Annotated in this window: 15 protein-coding genes and 1 pseudogene; 12 read left to right on the forward strand and 4 right to left on the reverse strand. The window is 76.5% G+C overall.

The features are described from left to right. The first annotated feature begins 107 nt into the window (after window positions 1-107). Entirely contained in the window at window positions 108-506 is a 399-nt protein-coding gene (locus ACFU5J_RS04660; RefSeq protein ID WP_430574211.1) for a hypothetical protein, read from the forward strand. Between the two features lie 68 nt (window positions 507-574). Here the strand turns inward: ACFU5J_RS04660 and acs are convergent, their stop codons facing one another. Beyond that, window positions 575-2,590, reverse strand: a complete 2,016-nt coding sequence (gene acs / locus ACFU5J_RS04665; RefSeq protein WP_430574212.1) for an acetate--CoA ligase — start codon at window positions 2,588-2,590, stop codon at window positions 575-577. A 240-nt stretch (window positions 2,591-2,830) separates the two neighbouring features. Here acs and ACFU5J_RS04670 point away from each other — a divergent pair, with 240 nt between their 5' ends. Then, window positions 2,831-3,406, forward strand: a complete 576-nt coding sequence (locus tag ACFU5J_RS04670) for a GNAT family N-acetyltransferase (protein WP_430574213.1) — start codon at window positions 2,831-2,833, stop codon at window positions 3,404-3,406. Window positions 3,407-3,610: 204 nt separating this feature from the next. Here the strand turns inward: ACFU5J_RS04670 and ACFU5J_RS04675 are convergent, their stop codons facing one another. Further along, entirely contained in the window at window positions 3,611-4,450 is an 840-nt protein-coding gene (locus ACFU5J_RS04675; RefSeq protein WP_430577980.1) for an HAD family hydrolase, read from the reverse strand. Window positions 4,451-4,555: 105 nt separating this feature from the next. On the opposite strand from ACFU5J_RS04675, the gene ACFU5J_RS04680 reads away from it, so the two are divergent. The 9 genes and pseudogenes from ACFU5J_RS04680 to ACFU5J_RS04720 all read left to right on the forward strand — a co-directional run. Beyond that, window positions 4,556-5,221, forward strand: coding sequence for a winged helix-turn-helix domain-containing protein (locus ACFU5J_RS04680; RefSeq protein WP_430577981.1), 666 nt, complete (start codon window positions 4,556-4,558; stop codon window positions 5,219-5,221). Continuing rightward, entirely contained in the window at window positions 5,218-6,612 is a 1,395-nt protein-coding gene (locus ACFU5J_RS04685) for an MFS transporter (RefSeq protein WP_430577982.1), read from the forward strand. The genes ACFU5J_RS04680 and ACFU5J_RS04685 overlap by 4 nt, the downstream gene beginning before the upstream one ends. 90 nt (window positions 6,613-6,702) lie before the next feature. Beyond that, the gene (locus ACFU5J_RS04690) at window positions 6,703-7,575 is read left to right on the forward strand and encodes a P-loop NTPase (protein WP_430574217.1); all 873 of its coding nucleotides are present in this window, start codon (window positions 6,703-6,705) and stop codon (window positions 7,573-7,575) included. Further along, the gene (locus ACFU5J_RS04695) at window positions 7,572-8,735 is read left to right on the forward strand and encodes a TadA family conjugal transfer-associated ATPase (RefSeq protein ID WP_430577983.1); all 1,164 of its coding nucleotides are present in this window, start codon (window positions 7,572-7,574) and stop codon (window positions 8,733-8,735) included. The genes ACFU5J_RS04690 and ACFU5J_RS04695 overlap by 4 nt, the downstream gene beginning before the upstream one ends. Then, complete coding sequence (locus ACFU5J_RS04700; RefSeq protein WP_430577984.1) at window positions 8,732-9,415, forward strand: hypothetical protein; 684 nt, start codon at window positions 8,732-8,734, stop codon at window positions 9,413-9,415. The genes ACFU5J_RS04695 and ACFU5J_RS04700 overlap by 4 nt, the downstream gene beginning before the upstream one ends. Further along, window positions 9,412-10,029 carry a type II secretion system F family protein gene (locus ACFU5J_RS04705; RefSeq protein ID WP_430577985.1) on the forward strand — a complete coding sequence of 206 codons (618 nt, stop codon included), beginning with the start codon at window positions 9,412-9,414 and terminating at the stop codon, window positions 10,027-10,029. Before ACFU5J_RS04700 ends, ACFU5J_RS04705 begins: the two co-directional genes overlap by 4 nt. 116 nt (window positions 10,030-10,145) lie before the next feature. Further along, complete coding sequence (locus ACFU5J_RS04710; RefSeq protein WP_430574221.1) at window positions 10,146-10,415, forward strand: DUF4244 domain-containing protein; 270 nt, start codon at window positions 10,146-10,148, stop codon at window positions 10,413-10,415. Window positions 10,416-10,585: 170 nt separating this feature from the next. Then, on the forward strand, window positions 10,586-10,903 hold the full coding sequence (locus tag ACFU5J_RS04715) for a TadE family type IV pilus minor pilin (RefSeq protein ID WP_430577986.1): 318 nt from the start codon (window positions 10,586-10,588) through the stop codon (window positions 10,901-10,903). Between the two features lie 65 nt (window positions 10,904-10,968). Continuing rightward, a pseudogene (locus ACFU5J_RS04720) lies at window positions 10,969-11,202 on the forward strand (Rv3654c family TadE-like protein); the annotation flags it as partial. 174 nt (window positions 11,203-11,376) lie between these two features. Here ACFU5J_RS04720 and ACFU5J_RS04725 read toward each other — a convergent pair. Both ACFU5J_RS04725 and ACFU5J_RS04730 read right to left on the reverse strand, forming a co-directional pair. After that, window positions 11,377-12,246, reverse strand: a complete 870-nt coding sequence (locus ACFU5J_RS04725) for an HpcH/HpaI aldolase/citrate lyase family protein (protein WP_430577987.1) — start codon at window positions 12,244-12,246, stop codon at window positions 11,377-11,379. A 120-nt stretch (window positions 12,247-12,366) separates the two neighbouring features. Beyond that, window positions 12,367-14,892 (reverse strand): DEAD/DEAH box helicase, encoded by a 2,526-nt coding sequence (locus tag ACFU5J_RS04730; protein ID WP_430577988.1) that lies wholly within the window; start codon window positions 14,890-14,892, stop codon window positions 12,367-12,369. A gap of 215 nt (window positions 14,893-15,107) precedes the next feature. Between ACFU5J_RS04730 and ACFU5J_RS04735 the strand changes: the two genes are divergently transcribed. Next, a complete protein-coding gene (locus ACFU5J_RS04735; protein ID WP_430577989.1) occupies window positions 15,108-15,878 on the forward strand; it encodes a transglycosylase family protein in 771 nt (256 codons plus the stop codon). Window positions 15,879-15,941: the final 63 nt, after the last annotated feature.

Below are 15,941 nucleotides of genomic sequence, written 5' to 3' on the forward strand. Positions count from 1 at the left end.
CCGGGTCGACGTCCGTGCCAGCGTCGTCCCAGGCCGGCCACAGGTCGGTCCCGGGGAAGCCTGGTGTCCTGTCGTCCCGACCGGCACGCATCCTCGAGGAGACAGCGATGAGCCAGGACACCCGCACCCCGTCCCCCGCCGGCCCCGGACCCGGCCCGGCGCCGGCTCCCGGGCCGGTGTCCCCGCAGCCGGGGTACCCCGGCCCCGGATACGGGGCGCAGCAGTACGCGCCGCCGCCGGCCGACCCGCGCGGGTTCCCGGCGGGGCAGCAGCACCTTCCGGCGCGCTCGCGCCGCCTGTGGACGACACCGGTCGTGGCGGTCGTCGCCGGGATCGCGCTGCTGCTCGGCGCCCTGGTGGGCGCGGGCGCGGCCACCTGGGGCGGGCGCGACGCAGGGCCCGGCAGCTTCCAGCCCGACGACCGGGGCTCGTTCCCCGGCGGTCGGCTGCCCGGGCAGCAGGACGGCAGCGGGACGTCGAGCGAGGGGACGGCGTCCGGTCTCTGACCCGGTCGGGGAACGACGCGGCGGCCGGGACCCGAAGGTCCCGGCCGCCGCGTCGTGCGCTGGGGGAGTCAGTCCTCCGAGCCGGGCTTGGCCGACGAGAGGCCCGCAGCGATGAGGTCCATCACCGACGAGTCGGCGAGGGTGGTCGCGTCGCCGACGGTGCGGTTCTCGGCGACGTCGCGCAGCAGGCGGCGCATGATCTTGCCGGACCGGGTCTTGGGCAGCTCCGGGACGACGAGGATCCGGCGCGGCTTGGCGATCGGGCCGATCTCCTTGGCGACGTGCGCGCGCAGCTCCTCCTGCACCTCGGCCGCGCCCTCGGGGGTCGCGCCGCGGTCGGCGTGCTCGCCGCGCAGGATGACGAACGCGACCACGGCCTGGCCGGTGGTCTCGTCGTTGGCGCCCACGACGGCGGCCTCGGCCACGACGTCGTGCGAGACGAGGGCGGACTCGATCTCCGTGGTGGACAGGCGGTGGCCGGAGACGTTCATGACGTCGTCCACGCGGCCCAGCAGCCAGATGTCGCCGTCCTCGTCCTTCTTCGCGCCGTCGCCGGCGAAGTAGAGGCCCTCGAACCGGGACCAGTAGGTGTCCTTGAAGCGCTGCAGGTCGCCCCAGATGCCGCGCAGCATGGACGGCCACGGCTCCGACAGCACCAGGTACCCGCCGCCGCCGTCCGGCACGGAGTGCGCCTCGTCGTCCACGACGTCGGCCACGACGCCGGGCAGCGCGACCTGCGCCGAGCCGGGCTTCGTCGCGGTGACTCCGGGCAGCGGGCTGATCATGATGGCGCCCGTCTCGGTCTGCCACCAGGTGTCGACGATGGGCGCGGTGTCGCCGCCGATGACGCGGCGGTACCACATCCAGGCCTCGGGGTTGATGGGCTCGCCCACCGAGCCGAGCACGCGCAGGCTCGACAGGTCGAAGCCGCCGGGGATGTCCTCGCCCCACTTCATGCAGGTGCGGATGGCGGTGGGCGCGGTGTACAGGATCGAGACCTTGTACTTCTCGACGAGCTCCCACCAGCGGCCGCGGTGCGGGGTGTCCGGGGTGCCCTCGTAGATCACCTGGGTGGCGCCGTTGGTCAACGGGCCGTACACGACGTACGTGTGCCCCGTGACCCAGCCGATGTCGGCGGTGCACCAGTAGACGTCGCTCTCGGCCTTGAGGTCGAAGACGTTCCTGTGGGTGTACGCCGCCTGCGTCAGGTAGCCGCCCGTGGTGTGCAGGATGCCCTTCGGCTTCCCCGTGGTGCCCGACGTGTACAGGATGAACAGCGGGTGCTCCGCGTCCACCTCGACCGGCTCGTGGACCGGGTCGGCCTGCTCCAGGGCGTCGTGCCACCAGACGTCGCGGCCGTCGGTCCACTCGACGTCCTGCTCGGTGCGGCGCACGACGAGCACGTGCTGGACGGTGGTGGCGGGCTCGCCGTCCTTGGGCGCGAGCGCCTCGTCGACGGCGGGCTTGAGGGCGGACGGGGCGCCGCGACGGAAGCCGCCGTCGGCCGTGATGACCACCTTCGCCTCGGCGTCGGCGATGCGGCTGCGCAGCGCGTCGGCGGAGAAGCCGCCGAAGACCACGGAGTGCGGGGCGCCGATGCGGGCGCAGGCGAGCATCGCGACGACCGACTCGACGAGCATCGGCAGGTAGACGACGACACGGTCGCCCTTGCCGACGCCGAGGGCGGTGAGCGCGTTGGCGGCGCGGGACACCTCGGCCTGCAGGTCGGCGTACGTGACGGTGCGGGTGTCGCCCGGCTCGCCCTCGAAGTGGAGGGCGACGCGGTCGCCCCGCCCGGCCTCGACGTGCCGGTCCACCGCGTTGTACGCGGCGTTGAGCTTGCCGTCGGCGAACCACCGCGCCACCGGCGCCCCGGACCAGTCGAGCGTCTGGGTGAACGGCGTCGACCAGGTGACGAGCTCCCGCGCCTGGTCGGCCCAGAACCCGAGCCGGTCGGCCTTCGCCTCCTCGTACAGGGACGGCTGGGCGTTCGCCGCCGCTGCGAACGCGGGGCTCGGCGGGAACGCTCGCGTCTCGTGCAGCAGGTTCTCGAGGCTGGGGGCGGTGGTCTCGTTCTCTGGCACGCTTACCTCCGGTGCGCATCGTCTCTGGTGCGGTCCGCCGGCACGACACGTCGTGGCCGGGGACGACGGGCCCGCGGGGCCTCGCCGTCGGGAGTCTAGACCTCGCTGGTGACCCGGGTCACGTCGTCCCACGGTTCGGCCGCACTCCTCGCAAAACGGGTCTGCCGGGCGCCCGGCCTCCGGCGTCCTCCGGGCGATATTCGGTAGGGCCGCCGGCGTCCGGCCTGGTAGACGTGCACCATGACGACCCCTGAGGTGACGTGGCCGCGGCGGTCCGGCCCGATCGTGCTGCGCCCGCCCACGTCCGCGGACCTGGACCAGGTGCTCGGCTGGCGCAACCGGCCGGACGTGACCCGCTGGCTGCTGCGGACGCAGGTGGACCCGGACCGGTTCCGCGCGTCGTGGCTCGCGTCCGTGGACGACCCGACCGACCACGGCGCCGTCGCCGACCTGGACGGCGTCGTCGTCGGGACGGGCTCGCTGTCCGTGAGCGACGGGATGGGGCAGTCGCAGGGCGACGTCTGGCGCGGCGCGGAGGGGTCGCTCGGCTACCTGGTCGACCCGTCGTACGCGGGCCGCGGCGTCGCCACCGCGATCGCGCGCGGTCTGCTCGAGGTCGCGTTCGCCGAGCTGGGCCTGCACCGTGTCACGGCCGGCTGCTTCGCCGCGAACGCGGCCTCGTGGCGCGTGATGGAGAAGGTGGGCATGCGGCGCGAGCAGCACGGTGTCCAGGACTCGTGGCACGACGAGCTCGGGTGGGTCGACGGCTACACGTACGGGATCCTTGCCGCGGAGTGGCACGGCCGAGAGGTCTGAGCGGACACGAGGACGGCGCCCGGGAGTCGAGTCCGACCGAGCGCCGTGCCCGCCAGCCCGGACGCGGGTATCAGGCGCTTGATCCGATCACTGGGTGGGGCCGTTCCCACCGAGTGGGTCCTCAACCGTGGACTTCCTGTGCGTGGGTCCTGCGTCCGGCTGTCTTCATCCATGGAACGTCACCCCGTGCGGGGGCGCAAGCGGTCAGGCGCGGCGGCGCACCCACCAGCGGCGGAGCAGCCAGGCGGCCACGCCCGCGGCCGCGACGCCCCCCGCGGCGAGGGCGACGGCGGGCGGCCGGAGGGCCGAGCGGAGCGCCACGGGGCGGGAGAAGGTGAGCACGCCCCAGCCGTTCTCGGCGGCGACGCGGCGCAGCGTCTTGTCCGGGTTGACGGCGAACCCGTGCCCGACGGTGGCCAGCATCGGCGCGTCGGTGACGGAGTCGGAGTAGGCGTAGCTGCGCTCGAGGTCGTACCCGCGCTCGGCGGCGAGCCGCTCGACGGCCTCGGCCTTCTGCTCGCCGTACGCGTAGAACTCGATCTCGCCGGTGTAGCGGCCGTCCTCGACCGCCATCCGCGTCGCGATGACGTGGTCGGCGCCGAGCACCGTGGCGATGGGCTCGACGAGCTCGGCCCCGGACGCGGAGACGATGACCACGTCGTGCCCCAGCTCGTGGTGCTCGGCGATGAGGTCCACGGCCTCGGCGTAGACGTAGGGGTCGATGAGCTCGTGCACCGTCTCGGCGACGATCTGCTGCACCTTGCTCACCTCCCAGCCGGTCGCGAGCTCGGACAGGTGCTTGCGCATCCGCTCGGTCTGGTCGGCGTCGGCGTTGCCCGCGTAGTAGAGGAGGTGCGCGTAGGCGCTGCGCAGCACGTCGCCGCGGGTGATGAGGCCCCCGGCGTAGAAGGGCTTGGAGAACGCGGCCGACGAGCTCGTCGCGATGATCGTCTTGTCGAGGTCGAAGAACGCGGCGACGCGCGACCGCGGTGTCGCCGTCCTCGACGGTGACGTCTCGCGCGGGTCCGGTCCCTGGTCGGTCACGGCCCAGAGCCTAGCCGGAGGGTCGGACCCCTCGACCGGCTGTCCATGCACAATTTCTGTGCACAACTCTTGTGCAGAAGAGTTGTGCATGCTTATTGTGCACGCATGGACGAGACGCCGGAACGCCCGTACACCCACCTCGAGCTCACCGCCGAGGCCGCCAAGGTGCTCGCCCACCCCCTGCGGTCCCGCCTGCTCGGCGCGCTGCGCCGGGAGGGGCCGTCGTCGGCCACGGCGCTCGCCGCCGAGCTGTCGACCAACACCGGCGCCACCAGCTACCACCTCCGCAAGATGGAGTCCGTCGGCCTCGTCACCGACACCGGGGAGGGGCGCGGCAAGGAGCGGCTCTGGCAGGCGGCCACGGAGAGCCACGGCTGGACCGACTCCGACTTCGGCGGCGACGAGGACGCACAGACCGCGCTCGGCTGGCTGGTGCGGGACTACCACCGCCAGTTCGACACCAACTACGCGCACTGGCTCGACGTCGCGGACAGTTGGCCGAGGGAGTGGACCGACGTCGCCGGGATGACGGACACCTGGGTGGACGTCACGCCCGAGCAGGCGCGGGCCTTGTCCGACGAGCTCGAGGCCGTCGTGAACAAGTACCTGCACATCGGCGCCGGCGACCCCCGTGCCCGGCGCCTGCACCTGTGGCGCTTCCTGTTCCCCCTCGCCCCCGACGACGTCCCCGCCGCCGAGACCGCCGCCGAGACCGGGGGCGCGGCCGAGACCGAGGGCGCGGCCGATGCCGAGGGCGAGGACGAGTCATGAGCCCGCAGAAGGTCTTCCTCCTCCTCACGGCCACCCGGTGGTTCCCCGTCGGCCTCGTCGTGTCGATCACGACGCTGCTGCCCATCGAGCGCGGCCTGACCGTCGGCCAGACCCTCACGCTCGCGTCGGTCACCGGGCTGGTGGTGTTCGCGCTCGAGCTGCCCACCGGCGGTACCGCCGACGCGGTCGGACGACGGCCGATGCTCGTCGCGTCCGCCGTCGCGCAGGTGCTGGCCGCCACGACGTTCCTCCTGGCGCAGTCGCTCTGGGCGTTCTTCGCCGCCGCGGCCCTCATGGGCCTGTTCCGTGCGCTGGACTCCGGTCCGCTCGAGGCCTGGTTCGTCGACGCCGTGCACGCCGAGCACCCCGGGGCCGACGTCGACCGCACGCTCGCCCACCAGGGCACGGTGCTCGGGGTCTCGATCGCGCTCGGCGCGCTCGTCTCCGGCGGCCTGGTCTGGTGGCACCCGCTGACGGCGTGGTCGGCGCTCGCGCTGCCGTACGCGGCGTACTGCGTGCTCGCCGTGGCCCACCTCGTGATGGTCGCGCTGCTGGTGCGCGAGGCGCCGCGGCGCACCGGTGGCGCCGCCCCGGGCCCGACGGGGCCGCGCCGACGCTGGCGCGCCGCGCTGCGGAACGTCGCCGACTCGGCCCGAGAGGCGCCGGCGAGCATCGCGTCGGGCCTGCGGCTGGCCCGCGACAACCGCGTGCTGCGCGGCCTGCTGCTCGTGGAGCTGTTCGCGTCCACCGCGATGGTCGTCTTCGAGTCGCTGCAGCCGGTGCGCCTGTCCGAGCTGCTCGGGGGCGAGGCGCAGGCCGGTGCCGTCATGGGCCCGGTCGCCTCCGTCGGGTGGGGGACGTTCGCCCTGGGTGCGGCACTGTGCGGGCTGGCGTCCCGCCGGTTCGGCGTGGCGCGCACGGCCATGGCGTCCCGGGTCCTCAACGGGCTCGGCGCCGTCTGGATGGGGCTCGCCGGCGGCCCGGCGATGCTGGTGGTCGCCTACCTCGTCACCTACGGCCTGCACGGGAGCTCGGGGCCGTCCTACAACGCCCTGCTGCACCGCGAGGCGCGGCGCGAGAACCGCTCCACGGTGCTGTCCATGGCCTCGATGCTGGCGTTCGCCTCGTACGCCGTCGCCTCGCCCGCGCTGGGCTGGGTGGCGCAGAGCTGGTCGACGCCGCTCGCGATGATGCTCGGCGGCGGGTTCAGCGTGCTCGGCGTCCTGTGCTTCCTGCCCGCGCTGCGCGCGGAGCGGGAGCGGGCGCGCCGGGACGGGACCGGGGACGCGGTCGTAGCCGAGGGCGGGGAGGTCGCCGCCGCCGACGGCGTCGCCGGCCGGGCCGTCGCCGCGGCGGCCAAGGACGCGGCCGAGGACGCCGCCGCGGTCTGACGCGGGCGGGAGGCCGTCCCCAGGAGGCGGCCGTCCACAGATCACGGCGCGACGCCGTGGCCGGCGCCGCGGCCGGCCCAGCCTGGGCGCATGGACGACGCACCCACCAGCACGCTGCCCGGCCCCGGAGTGGCCGCGGCTCCCGCGCCCGCCACGGTCCCGCGAGGCGCCCCGCCGGGAGTGCCCGGACCCGTCGGCGGGTCGGCCCGCTGGCCCGCCGCCCGGGGACCGTGGGCGACAGGCCGAGGACGGCGGACGGTCGCCGTCCTCGGTGCGTGCGGCGGCGCCGGGACGAGCGTCCTGGCGGCAGCCCTCGCGCAGGCGCTGCGCCGCGACGGGGAAGGTGCCGTGCTGGTCGACCTCGACCTCCCCGGCCCCGGCGCGGACGTCCTGCTGGGCATCGAGCAGGAGGCCGGTGCCAGGTGGCCCGAGCTCGCCGCCGCCCGCGGCGACGTCGACGGTGTCGGGCTGGTCGCCGCCCTGCCGCGCTGGCGGTCGGTGCCCGTGCTCTCCGGGGCCCGCCTGCAGCCCGTGCGTCCCGACGACGCCGTGGTCGTGGACGTCTGCACCGGGCTGCTGCGCGGCGGCGAGACGGTGGTGCTCGACCTCCCCCGTCCTGCCGCGTGGACCGCCGGCACCCGCATGCTCGTGGCCGCCGCGGACGCGGTGCTCCTGGTGACCCCGTGCAGCGCACCCGGCGTGTCCGGGGCGCTCGCGGCGCGCGCCCAGCTGGCCGACCTCGGCGCGCCCGAGCCGTGGCTCGTCGCCCGAGGACCCGCCCCCGGCCGTGTCGACGCCGGGGCGCTGGAGGAGGCCCTGGGTCTGCGGGTCGCGGTCACGGTCCGTCGTGACGGGCGGCTGCCCGCCGCGGTCGACCGCGGGGACGGGCCGCCCGTCGGCCGCCGGTCGCCGCTCGGACGGGCCGCCGCGTCGCTCGTCGCGGCGCTGGCGGGGGCGTCGTGACGGCCGGCCTCCCGCTCGTCGACCGGGCCCTGCTCGACGACGTGCGGGCCCGCGTGGGCGCGGCCGGCACCGCGGTCGACGACGAGGCGGTGCGCGCGGCGCTGCGGGCCACGGGCCGCGTCTTCGGCTCCGCCGCGCTGAGCGACCTCACCCGCGCGGCGCGGGCCGAGCTCACCGGGGCGGGGCCGCTGCAGGAGCTGCTCGACGCCCCGGACGTCTCCGACGTGCTCGTCAACGGTCCGCGCGACGTCTGGGTGGACCGAGGCGCCGGCCTGGACCGGACGGACCTCGACCTGGGCACCCCGGACGCCGTGCGGGCGCTCGCCGTGCGCATGGCGGCGGTCGCGGGGCAACGCCTCGACGACGCCGCGCCCACCGTCGACGCGAGGATGCCCGACGGCACGCGCCTGCACGCCGTCGTCGAGCCCGTCGCCCCCGCCGGTGCGGTGATCGCGCTCCGGGTGCTGCGGCAGGCGGCGCACTCCGTGCGGACCCTCGTGGCCGGCGGTGGGTTGCCGCCGCACTGGGAGGGGCTGCTCGGTGCCCTCGTGACCGGGCGGGCGAACCTGCTCGTGACCGGTGGCACCGGCACCGGGAAGACGACGCTGCTCGCCGCGCTGCTGTCCCTCGTGCCGCCCGACGAGCGCGTGCTCGTGGTCGAGGAGGCGCGCGAGCTCGCGCCCCGGCACCGGCACGTGGTCTCCCTCGCGGCCCGGCGCCCGAACGTCGAGGGCGTCGGCGAGGTCACACTCACAGAGCTGGTGCGGGGCGCCCTGCGGATGCGGCCCGACCGGATCGTCGTCGGGGAGTGCCGCGGTGCCGAGGTGCGCGAGCTGCTCCTGGCGATGAACACCGGCCACGACGGTGGCATGGCCACCGTGCACGCCAACGCCGTCGAGCACGTGCCCGCCCGGCTCGAGGCGCTCGCGGCCCTCGCCGGGATGCCCCGGGACGCCGTGGCCGCGCAGGCGGCGGCCGCGCTGGACGTCGTGCTGCACCTGCGGCGCCGTGGCGGCAACCGCCACCTCGCGGAGATCGGCGTGGTGGGTCGCGGCGCCGACGGGCGGCTCGTCGTGAGGCGCGCGGCCGCCTGGGAGCCCGGCACGACGCCTCGGACGGACAAGGCCTGGGACGAGCTGGTCGCGCGGTGGGCGCCGTGACGCCGGGGGCCGGTGCCGATCCCGGCCTGGCCGTCGGGTGGTGGGTGGCGCTCGCGGCCTGGCTCCTGCTCGCTCCGTGCGGGCGACGGGCGACGTCGCTCACGCGGACGGACGTCACGGTGCGGGCGGCGCGCGGGTCCGGCCTGCTGCGACACCGTCGTGGCCCGGTGGTCGGAGCGGAGGCGGTGCGGGTCGCCGTGGCGCAGGTGATCGCCCTGCTGCGCGCCGGGGCACCGCCGGCGGCCGCCTGGTCGCGCGCTCTCGGCGTGCCGGTGGACGCCACCGGGGTGCCGGACGCCACGGCGTTGGCACCCGTGGTCGGCGGCGACGGCCACGCCCGGTCGGTGGTCGCGGGCGCCGTGCTCGCCCGCGACGTCGGGGCCCCGCTGGCCGCCGTGCTCGACGCGGTGTCGGGCGCGCTGGTCGCCGAGGCGGAGGCGCGCGCCGAGCGGGAGGCCTCGTTGGCCGGTCCTCGTGCGACGGCCCGGGTGCTGACCGGGCTGCCCCTGCTGGGCGCGCTGCTCGGGTGGGCCCTGGGAGCCGACCCGCTCGCCACGGCCTTCGACGGCGGTGCCGGGACCGCGGCCGTCTGCCTCGGGCTGCTGCTCCTCGCGGCCGGACGGGCCTGGACCGGCCGGCTCGTCGCCGCCGCCCGCTCCGCCGGGGAGGCGGCGGCGTGACCGGGCTGCTGGCCGCCGGGACGTCCACCGGTGCGGCCTGGGCCGTCGCCGCGCTGGTGCTGGTCGGTTCCCTGCCCTGGTGGGTCGCCGCAGCGGCCACCCGGCGGCGGGCGTCGCGGCTGCCCACCGATCGTCGTCCCGCGGAGGACGAGCGCGGGCCGCGGGGTGCGCCGGTGGACGTTCCCGTGCTGCTCGAGCTGCTGGGCGCCGCGCTGCGCTCCGGGGCAGGCGTGCCGCGCGCCCTCGACGCGACCGGGGCGGCGCTCGACGAGGCCTCGGGAGGGACCCCGGACGCGGCGGGGCTGCGGGCCGCCGCCGACGCGTTGCGGCTCGGAGCCGACTGGGAGAGTGCGTGGCGGCGCGCGCCCGACCGGCTCGGGCCGGTGCCCCGCGCGCTGCGCGGGGCGTGGACCGACGGCGCGTCACCGTCCGGCGCGCTGCGGGCGGCGGGCGAGGAGCTGCTGCACGCGCGCCGCTCGGCCGCCCGGACCGCGGCGGCCCGGCTGGCGGTGCGTCTCGTGCTGCCGCTCGGAGCCTGCTTCCTGCCCGCATTCGTGCTGATCGGCCTCGTGCCCGTGCTCCTGGCGCTCGGCCTCGACCTGCTGTCCGGGTGACCGCGACCAGCACCGACGACCCGGAACGCCCGGGCCACCGCGCCTGCCCACCCGGGCTCGCGCGTCACGACCGGCCGGGGGATCCCGGCCGGCCATCGAGAGATCACGGAGGAGACATGAGGGACGACCACGGGAACACCGAGGACGAGAGCCCCCGGCGCGAGAGCACCGGGCACGAGCGGGCCGGGCACGAGGGGGCCGCGCAGCACGCCGGCGGGCCCCCGGGTGGCGGGCAGCTCGACCCGGAGGCCGGGCTGGCCACCGCCGAGTACGCCGTCGCCACGGTGGCAGCGGTCGGGTTCGCCGGCCTGCTCATCGCGGTGCTCAAGAGCGGCATGGTGAAGGGCCTGCTGGAAGGCATCATCAGCTCGGCGCTGTCGATCTGATGACGCGGCACCGCAGGTCAGGAGCCGGCCCGGACGCTCGGACCGCCCGGGCACCCGGGCACCGCCCCGGTGTCGAGGGGTCGGCGGACGCACCCAGCGAGAGACGGCAGCGCGGCGAGGACCACCCTCGGGGCGGCGGCCGGCCTCGACGCGATGGGCAGCGGGGCGCGGTGACGGCGGAGCTCGCCGTCGGGCTGCCGGTCGTGGTGCTCCTCCTGGTCGCGGTGCTCAGCCTCGCGGCCGCGTCCACGGCACAGATGCGTGCCCTGGACGCGGCCCGGGCGGGAGCTCGCGCCTACGCGATCGGGGAGGACGACGCCACGGCGCGGCAGGCGGTCGCCCAGGTGGGCGGCGGGGAGGCCGCCGTGACCGTGTCCCGCGACGGCGCCTGGGTGCGCGTGACGGTCACGCGGCCGGTGGTCGGCGGGTGGTTCGCCGGGGCGCCGGTGCGGGCGTCGGGGGACGCGACCGCCTGGGTGGAGCCGTGAGGCAGGCGGGCGGCGGCGACCGTGGCGCGGGCACGGTGCTGGTGCTCGCGGTCGCCGCGGTGCTGGTGCTGCTGGCGCTCGCCGTCGGGGCCCTGGGATCCGCGCAGCGTGCGCGGGGCTCGGCCCAGGCGGCGGCGGACCTCGCCGCCCTGGCGGGGGCGACGGCGTGGCGGCAGGGTGCCGACCCCTGCGCGACGGCCGCCGAGGCGGTGCGTCGCAACGGCGGCGAGCTGGTGGCGTGCGTCCCGGAGGACGCCGGCACGCTCGGCGTGCGGGTCGTGCGGGCTCCGCTCGGGCCGGCGGCGGGGCCGTGGTCCCGCGCCCTCGGCCACGCGGTCGCGGGTGCGCGGGCCGGCCCGCGGCCTCCGGTCGGCACGGGCGGGTCCGTCGCGCCTGCGCGGACCGTGGTGGTCCGGGCAGGCGCGGCGGGGTCGGCGCGTCCGGATGGAGCGGCGGGAGCGGCCCGCGGGACGTCAGGAGGGGTTGACGTTGAACAGCGCGGCGCGCTCGCTGATCTTGCGGGCGCGGGCCAGGCGCGGCTTGTCCGAGCCGTCGCGGATCACGGACCCGGACGCCTCGAAGTCGGCCAGGAAGTCGATCGCCCAGGCGACGTCCGCGGACGACGGGCTGAACGACTCGTTGATGACGGCCGGGGTCTCGAGGTCCAGGCAGAGCTTGCCGGTCAGGCCGAGCGCCACGCCGTCGGCGGACTGCTCGCGCAGCAGGGCGTGGCTGGTGCCGACGGTCGGGCCGTCGATCGGGCCGGGCAGCCCGCCGATGCGGCTGGCGGTGACGAGGCGCGAGCGCGGGTACGCCATCGCGAGCGACTCGTTGGCGGTGCCCGTGTCGCGACGGTAGTCGCCGGACCCGAAGGCCAGGCGGAAGGCGCCGGGCGCGCGCGCGATGCTCACGGAGTCCTCGATGCCGAGCGCGGACTCCACCAGCGGGATGACGGGCACGTTCCCGCCGAGGCGCTGCACGGTGTCGATCACCTGGTCCGGGGACTCGGTCTTGGCGAGCATCACGCCGGACAGGCCGGACGCGTCGCGCAGGAGGCGCACGTCGTCTGCCCAGGCGCCCGAGCCGCGCTCGTTGATGCGCACCCACGCGCGTCCGCCGCCGGCGAACCAGTCGAGCACCTTCTGACGCGCCTCGTCCTTGCGGCTGTCGTCGACGGCGTCCTCGCAGTCGAGGATGACCTGGTCCGCCCGGGAGAGCTGGGCGGAGTCGAACATGTCGTCGCGCAGGGCCGACAGCAACAGCCACGAACGGGCGTTGGCGGGGTCCACGCGCGTCTCCTCGCGGGAACTGCGGCGTTCGGCGAGGTCGATCTGAGTAGTCACCTCACGATGGTAGGTTCCGCCGGCCCGGGCGCGAGCGTGGTGGCGCACAAACCGCCGGTCCCCTCTTTGTCGCCTCCGGCCTCGGGCCCGCGCACCTCGTCGTCGCCCGGTCACCGACGGTCAGGCGGTGGCGGCCTCCGGGGCGTGCGACAGGACGGCGTCGAGCAGGCGCACGGCGGCGGCCTTGTCGAGGGGGGCGTTGTCGCTGCCGCACTTGGGCGACTGGACGCAGGCGGGGCAGCCGTCGGCGCACGAGCAGGCGACGATCGCGTCACGCGTGGCCGCCAGCCAGCGGGCGCCGAGCGCGTAGCCCCGCTCGGCGAAGCCGGCCCCGCCCGGGTACGCGTCGTACACGAACACCGTGGCCTCGCCCGTGTCGGGGTGCAGCTCGGTGGACACGCCGCCCAGGTCCCACCGGTCGCAGGTGGCGAGCAGCGGCAGCAGCCCGATCGACGCGTGCTCCGCGGCGTGGAGCGCACCCGGCGCCTCGTCGGGGGAGACGCCCGCCGCGCGCAGCACGAACTCGGGCACCGACCACCAGACGGCGGTGGTGGCCAGCGTCCGGGACGGCAGGTCGAGCGGCTCGGTGCCGAGCACCTGCATGTCGGGCAGGCGGCGGCGCTGGAAGCTCACCACCTGGCTCGTCACCTCCACGGGGCCGAGGCCCCAGCGCACGGGACCCCAGTCGCGGCCCTCGACCGGCCGGTGACCCTCGTCGTCGATCGCGATCTCCATGACCTCGCGCGACCACGTGCCGTGCTCCACGTCCTTGCGCACCACGAGCGCCACGTGGTCCTCCAGGTCCAGGTGGTCCACGACGAACGTCGCGCCCTGGTGCACGTACACCGCGCCGTCGTGCACCTGCCCGTCCGCCGACCCGGCATCCACGGTGCCGAGCAGCCGCCCGGTGGTCGCCTCCACGACGCGGACGGGCCGCCCGCCGGAGCCGCGCAGGTCCGCCATCCCCGACGCGGGCTGCGCGTGCGTCCAGTACCAGCCGGACGGGCGGCGGCGCAGGGCGCCGCGCGCGACCAGCACGTCGAGCACCTCGCGCACCGCGTCGGGGTCGCCGAACGCGGAGAGGTCCTCGGCGCGCAGCGGCACCTCCTGGGCGGCGGCGCACAGCTGCGGGGCGAGCACGTGCGGGTTCGACGGGTCGAACACGGTGGCCTCGAGGGCGGCGTCGAACACGGCCTCGGGGTGCGTCACGAGGTAGGTGTCCAGCGGGTCCTCGCGCGCGACGAACGCGACCAGCCCCTCGGCCCCGGCACGCCCGGCGCGCCCCGCCTGCTGCCACAGCGAGACGCGGGTCCCGGGCCAGCCGGCCACCAGCACGGCGTCGAGCCCCGAGATGTCGACGCCGAGCTCGAGCGCGTTGGTGGTGGCCAGCCCGCGCAGCTCGCCCGTGCGCAGGGCCTCCTCGAGGGCTCGCCGCTCCTCGGGCAGGTACCCGCCGCGGTAGCTGGCCACGCGCGCGCCGAGGTCGGTCGCGACCGGCCGCAGGTGGTCGCGGGCCTGCTGCGCCACCGACTCGGCCCCGCGCCGGGACCGGGTGAAGGCGAGCGTGCGGGCGCCGGAGGCGGTGAGGTCGGCGAGCAGGTCCGCGGTCTCCGCCGTCGCCGACCGGCGCGGGTGCGCGGCGGCACCCCGCGGCGTGAGGACGGCGTCGGCCTCCTGCTCGGTGTGCGTCGGGTCCAGCGGGTCGGGCAGGGCCCACGGGTCGTCCTCGTGCGTGGGCGCCTCGCCCGAGGCACGGGAGCGCTCGAAGCCGGCCACCTCCGGCGGCTGCCACAGCGCGAACGTGCGACGTCCCGCGGGCGAGGAGTCGGCCGTGACGGCCACGACGTCGTCGAGCGGGACGCCGGCCAGCCGCGCGGTGCTCACCGCCGGCTCGGCCGTCGTGGCGCTCGCGACGACGAACACCGGGCCCGCGGAGGCCGTGGTGCCCGCCGGGGCCAGCCGGTCCGAGGGGCGGTAGTGGGCGGCGAGGCGGGCGAGCCGCCGCAGCACGAGCGACACGTGCGCGCCGAAGACGCCGCGGTACGCGTGCCCCTCGTCGACGACGACGTAGCGCAGCCCCCGCAGCAGCCGGGCCCAGCGGCGGTGGCCGGGCAGCATCGAGAAGTGCAGGAAGTCGGGATTGGTGAGCACGACGTCGGCGTGCTCGGTCACCCAGCGACGCTCGTCGGTGGGGGTGTCGCCGTCGCACGTCGCGACACGGGGGCGCGGGGCGCCGTCGGGCATCGCCCTGACGAGGCGCTCGAGGCCGACGAGCTGGTCGGCGGCGAGCGCCTTGGTGGGGGAGAGGTACAGCACGGTGGCGGGGGCGGGTCCGCGCACCGCCGTGAGGGCGGGCAGCCAGAACGCGAGGGACTTGCCGGACCCGGTCGACGTGGCGAGCGCGACGTGCCGCCCGGCCCAGGCGGCGTCGGCGGCCTCGACCTGGTGCGCCCACGGCCGCGCGACGCCGAGTGCACGGTAGCCGTCGACCACGCCCGGGTCGGCCCAGGTGGGCCAGTCGGCGGTGACACCCTCCCGGGCCGGGAAGGTGCGCACGTGCGTCAGCCGGTCCGCCCGCGCGCCGCGCGCGGTGAGCACGTCGAGCAGCGGGTGCTGCTCGGACGCGGGGGTGGGGTCGGCGGGCACGGGCGACAGTCTCGCACCGCGCGGGCAGGGCCCGGAGGGCCGGGGGTCCGGGGCCGGGGAGGGGCCGGGTCGGGCATGTCCGCCAAAGACGAATTCGCGCGGAAGGCGCGGCACCTCAACGTTTGATCGGGAATGGCATCGGCATCCGGTGAAGAGGGTGTGACCATTCCCGGACCGGCTTTGTTATCCGATCGTGACACCGTTCCCTGGTACGCATGCCTCGATCCACCTCGCGACGCTCCGTCGTGGCCGCAGTCGCCGGCGCGCTCGTCACCTCCGCCCTCGTGGTGCCCGCCGCGGCCGCTCCCGCGACCGCCACCACCACGACCGCCGCCGCCACGACCAGCGGGCTCGGCGCCCGCTGGGTCAAGGCGGACCGGGCGCGGTTGACGACGACGCCGTCGAGCAGGTCCCGCACGGTCGCCCGGCCCGACGACGGCACCAAGGTGCGCGTCCTCGAGCGTGGCCGGTACCGCCTCAAGGTCCGCACCCCCTCGGGGCGCGTCGGCTGGGCGGCGAAGTCCGCGCTCACGTCGGTGCCGCTCCGGGACGTGGCCGGCACCCGCTACACCAAGAAGCTGGTCGCCGTCCGCAAGGACATGAGCGGCCGCTCGAAGGTGGTCAGGCACGTGCGCCTCGGCACCACCGTGAAGCTCCTGGCCCGCACCACCGGCCGCGACGTCAACCGCGTCAAGGTGCGCGTGCCCGGTGGCCGCACGGGCTGGGTCGCCGCCACCCGTCTCACGACGCGCAACGTGTGGGGCCAGCTCGGCCGCTGCGAGTCGGGCGGCAACCCGCGCGCCAACACCGGCAACGGGTACTACGGCCTCTACCAGTTCACGGGCCGCACCTGGCGCGCCGTCGGCGGCAAGGGCCTGCCGCACCGCCACGGCCGCGCCGAGCAGACCAAGCGCGCGCAGATCCTGCAGGACCGCGCGGGCTGGGGCCAGTGGCCCGCCTGCACGCGCAAGCTCGGCCTCCGCTGAGCCCGACCGCGGAGCCTGCGGCCCCGGTCGTGCGCGGCGCTGGCGCGGGGGGCGAGGCGAAGG

The organism is Isoptericola sp. NPDC057559 (genome assembly GCF_042801555.1).
Taxonomy (GTDB): Bacteria; Actinomycetota; Actinomycetes; order Actinomycetales; family Cellulomonadaceae; genus Isoptericola.

Coding starts and splice junctions, on each gene's coding strand:
- ACFU5J_RS04660 (WP_430574211.1), top strand. CDS start 108: ATGAGCCAGGACACCCGCACCCCGTCCCCCGCCGGCCCCGGACCCGGC.
- ACFU5J_RS04670 (WP_430574213.1), top strand. CDS start 2,831: ATGACGACCCCTGAGGTGACGTGGCCGCGGCGGTCCGGCCCGATCGTG.
- ACFU5J_RS04680 (WP_430577981.1), top strand. CDS start 4,556: ATGGACGAGACGCCGGAACGCCCGTACACCCACCTCGAGCTCACCGCC.
- ACFU5J_RS04685 (WP_430577982.1), top strand. CDS start 5,218: ATGAGCCCGCAGAAGGTCTTCCTCCTCCTCACGGCCACCCGGTGGTTC.
- ACFU5J_RS04690 (WP_430574217.1), top strand. CDS start 6,703: ATGGACGACGCACCCACCAGCACGCTGCCCGGCCCCGGAGTGGCCGCG.
- ACFU5J_RS04710 (WP_430574221.1), top strand. CDS start 10,146: ATGAGGGACGACCACGGGAACACCGAGGACGAGAGCCCCCGGCGCGAG.
- ACFU5J_RS04735 (WP_430577989.1), top strand. CDS start 15,108: ATGCCTCGATCCACCTCGCGACGCTCCGTCGTGGCCGCAGTCGCCGGC.